Source organism: Neobacillus drentensis (genome assembly GCF_036966985.1).
In the GTDB taxonomy this organism is placed as follows: Bacteria; Bacillota; Bacilli; order Bacillales; family Cytobacillaceae; genus Neobacillus; species Neobacillus drentensis_E.
The window spans coordinates 6987-10709 of the sequence record NZ_JBALSN010000300.1 but is presented as its reverse complement, the minus strand read 5'-3'; the positions used below and the strand labels follow the sequence as shown (position 1 = coordinate 10709).

Here is a 3723-nt window from a genome sequence, read left to right as displayed (position 1 = left end):
TTACATAAACTTCAAATTATCTTCATAGATTACTATGTATGGCTTATATAAAATAATATAAAGATTGTCAAAGGATGGAGATAATATGGAGTATGTTCTTTACAATGGCAAGAAATATTTAATCCTTTATAAGTACACTTCAGGATTCTGCGAAATTAAGGAAGTGGATAGTATACATAATATACAATTGGTTCATTCATCGGAATTAACAAATTTACATTAAGAAAAGCTGAAAAAGGGAATGTACCCTTTTTCAGCTTTTTTACTTAATTGTTGGCGATAATAGAAGAGATGATATGCCGCGAATTCCATTGTCCTTCAGAAAAAGCAATGATAGGATACTTTTTTGGAAAAAGCATTTGCGTAATTTCATCAATGGAGCGGCCTTCTTTGTATAAATTTTCTACTTCGCCAGATAAATTCTCAAGGTAATCTAATTTTTGTATCATCCTGCTTTTTCCATCCTCAATATAACCACTATGACAACAAAACAGCGATTGAAAATTAAGACTGAGCAGTGTGCGAATAGAATTGATGATCACAGGGATGGATTCGCTATCCATAATGACCTTCGTTCTTGTTGTAACGAACAAATCTCCTGAAAATAACCGGCCGGATTCTTCATGAAAAAATGAGACATGATCCTCGGCATGCCCTGGTGTATAGATGACTTTCCATTCTTGATTGCGTGATTGAATTTTCTCCCCAAGTGGCAAGGCATCAAAGGCCGTCCGCACCCCCCAGGTAAGTTGTCGATACTTTGGATAGGGACAATGCTGATTGCAAATTGAAATACCGTTTGGATGAACATAGATTGGAACCTGTTTATGCTTTTGAATCCATGGCGCTAAACCCGAATGGTCTTCATGGCTATGCGTTAATGACACCAAATCAAAATCATGCTGCTCATAAATTGGGATCAGTTCTGTTTCAAGGCATTGGGTCCCTGTATCAATTAGCATGCCATCAACCAAAAAAGAATAAACCGTTCCTAATTTGATGCCCGCGCTTTGAACATTCCCCTCTATGCATAGAACGTCCTCATTCGTAAACACGTTTACCATAATCGACAATCCCCCTTTTTTTGAATTTTCCAAATTGTTATTACAACTGTATCGAAAAATGAATGAATAATCAATCATATTTTCTTGAAGGAATTTACATCTACGAATGAANNCTCCACATTTTCTCAAATTATATGATAAAAAAGGTGGGGTTCTCATGAATAATTGGCATCTGATTTTGGCCGGAATTGTCTTGTTAGTCTTAATCGTCGGTTTAGTTGTTACGTTGGGTACTGGAAGAATGGTAAGTACTAAATCGGGGGAATTTGATACTCCAATTAATGAAGGTACACAAAGACATCCTTATTTATTGAATCCAGTTTTTCTTGTCTGGATTATCGCAATGACAGCTATCATCATTTATATCATCTATCTTGGCTTTAATTACTATTGAATAAAAAAAAAGCGAAAGGCCCTCGGTTTTCTGGAGGTACCTTTCGCTGCTTGTTTTATTCTGCCGGAGCATGTTCCACGGCGATTTGATATGCATCCAATATCGCTTCACTTTCGGAAGGATCATTAATACCCACTAAATCTTGATTCCCTTCCTCTCCTTCTATTTTCATAACGATGGTTTCATCCTCAGCCTTTAATAACGCATAGGATTCACCCTCCATATCAAACAATGCTTCAACAGCATAATCTTTAAGGTTTCCTTGGTTATCTTCAATCGTTATAAAATCACGTGGTTCATCACGTTTCATCATATCTCACCTCAACAATTATTGTTCCCTTAACGAAGAATGTGCTAGATGGAAATTTATAGTTTTAACTATCAGGAGGAAATTGGGCAAAATATAATACTAGCCTTGAGTGAGGAGACCATTATGACAGACAAAATTATTGAAGCGGTTTCATCCGAAATACAACAAGAAATTGAACGAGTAATCCATGGCATAACTTTTACAAAAAATTTCCGTTCTGCAACTGCTGAAGAGTGGTATCTTTTCTTGCCCGGCTACCAAGATCCACGATCAGGCGGGGCAGCTGGAAAAGCCATGATTCATTATAATCTTTACGGAAATCGAGAAATTTTTATTAATACTACAGTGATTATTGACGATCCTGCGCTACATAAACCTGATGCTCACCCGCTTGTCTACGCGATTGCAGATGAACTGGTCAATCGGCTCGTTGGTTATGCTGACACCCTGCTTTCAGTTCATGCTGGTGAAAATTCATATGACGCTGAGTATAAACAGAAATAGATTATGAGAACTGAAATTATATGCCTATAAGTGCGAACAAGTTTTGAATTTTTCGACACTTTTCCTATATAAACTGCTTATCTTTCTTGTTAAAATAAAAAACAAATATCAACCTTCAAAAAGAAAGAGGTTTAGGTGTGTCACATAATCCAAAAAATTCAAAAGCTTGGGTGCAGAGGTACGTCGATTCACCAGAAAAGCAGCTAAAGTTATATCGCCGAACATTGCTCATTGTCGTCATGTCACAAATTTTCGGTGGTGCTGGTCTGGCTGCTGGTATTACTGTTGGTGCACTCCTTGCCCAAGAAATGTTAGGGACGGACAGTTATGCAGGGATTCCGGCAGCATTGTTAACGTTTGGCTCTGCAGGAGCAGCGCTACTGATCGGTCGCGTCTCCCAACGCTTTGGCCGCCGAATCGGTCTTGCGGGAGGTTTTTTGACTGGCGGAATCGGTGCGGTTGGAGTCATTGTTTCGGCCATCACTAGTAATATCTTTCTTCTTTTTGCATCACTCCTTGTCTACGGTGCCGGATCTGCTTCAAACTTACAAGCACGCTATGCAGGGGTAGACTTAGCCAAACCTACTCAGCGAGCGACAGCTGTCAGTATCGCCATGGTTTCAACGACCTTTGGGGCTGTGGCAGGACCAAACTTGGTGGATGTCATGGGCCGATTTGCTGTCTCTGTTGGTGTCCCTGCTCTTGCTGGTCCCTTCATTCTAGGGGCGGCAGCCTTCCTTCTTGCAGGTTTAGTCCTACTAGCATTTCTGCGCCCAGATCCTCTAATTGTTGCCAACGCCCTTGCAGATCGGCAGGTCATCGACAAGAGTGATCCTATTGAGAAACAATCTAGTAATCTGGCAATGAATAAACGAGGAATTATTGTCGGAGCTACCATCATGGTATTAACTCAAATTGTCATGACCTCGATTATGACGATGACACCTGTCTACATGAAACATCATGGACATGGTCTGAGAGAGGTTGGCATGGTCATCGGCTTCCATATTGGCGCAATGTATCTTCCTTCTCTCGTCACGGGAATACTCGTGGATAAAATCGGACGGACCACAATGGCCATCGCTTCTGGTGCTACACTACTTGCGGCGGGAATACTCGCTGCCAGCGCACCTTCAGATTCCATGCTTCTCCTTATCGTCGCACTTTCTTTACTTGGACTTGGCTGGAATTTTGGTTTAATAAGTGGCACCGCACTGATCGTCGATTCCACTCATCCCTCAACTCGTGCCAAAACTCAAGGTACGGTAGATGTCTTAATCGCTTTAGCAGGGGCTTCTGGGGGAGCCCTATCCGGGATGGTGGTCGCACAATCAAGTTACGCAGGTCTTTCATTCGCGGGAGGAATTCTTTCCCTTATCCTTATTCCAGTGGTTATCTGGTCTCGTAGTAATCAAAAAATAAAGGAAATAAACTGAAGAGAAGAAATAGGA

General features: G+C 40.8%; 5 protein-coding genes. 3 read left to right on the top strand and 2 right to left on the bottom strand.

Features of this window, described 5'->3' with window-relative positions:
• Positions 1 to 266 precede the first annotated feature (266 nt).
• Positions 267 to 1064 (bottom strand): MBL fold metallo-hydrolase, encoded by a 798-nt coding sequence (locus tag V7659_RS19475; RefSeq protein WP_335541532.1) that lies wholly within the window; start codon positions 1062 to 1064, stop codon positions 267 to 269.
• Between the two features lie 157 nt (positions 1065 to 1221).
• Here V7659_RS19475 and V7659_RS19470 point away from each other — a divergent pair, with 157 nt between their 5' ends.
• Entirely contained in the window at positions 1222 to 1458 is a 237-nt protein-coding gene (locus tag V7659_RS19470; protein WP_035446489.1) for a hypothetical protein, read from the top strand.
• A 55-nt stretch (positions 1459 to 1513) separates the two neighbouring features.
• Here the strand turns inward: V7659_RS19470 and V7659_RS19465 are convergent, their stop codons facing one another.
• Positions 1514 to 1771 carry a DUF1292 domain-containing protein gene (locus tag V7659_RS19465; RefSeq protein ID WP_335541529.1) on the bottom strand — a complete coding sequence of 86 codons (258 nt, stop codon included), beginning with the start codon at positions 1769 to 1771 and terminating at the stop codon, positions 1514 to 1516.
• A gap of 120 nt (positions 1772 to 1891) precedes the next feature.
• On the opposite strand from V7659_RS19465, the gene V7659_RS19460 reads away from it, so the two are divergent.
• Entirely contained in the window at positions 1892 to 2272 is a 381-nt protein-coding gene (locus tag V7659_RS19460) for a hypothetical protein (RefSeq protein ID WP_335541528.1), read from the top strand.
• 137 nt (positions 2273 to 2409) lie between these two features.
• Entirely contained in the window at positions 2410 to 3708 is a 1299-nt protein-coding gene (locus V7659_RS19455; RefSeq protein ID WP_335541526.1) for an MFS transporter, read from the top strand.
• Positions 3709 to 3723: the final 15 nt, after the last annotated feature.

Excerpts from the sequence above, each read along its gene's own strand:
- V7659_RS19475 (WP_335541532.1), bottom strand. The coding sequence starts at position 1,064 with ATGGTAAACGTGTTTACGAATGAGGACGTTCTATGCATAGAGGGGAAT.
- V7659_RS19470 (WP_035446489.1), top strand. The coding sequence starts at position 1,222 with ATGAATAATTGGCATCTGATTTTGGCCGGAATTGTCTTGTTAGTCTTA.
- V7659_RS19465 (WP_335541529.1), bottom strand. The coding sequence starts at position 1,771 with ATGATGAAACGTGATGAACCACGTGATTTTATAACGATTGAAGATAAC.
- V7659_RS19460 (WP_335541528.1), top strand. The coding sequence starts at position 1,892 with ATGACAGACAAAATTATTGAAGCGGTTTCATCCGAAATACAACAAGAA.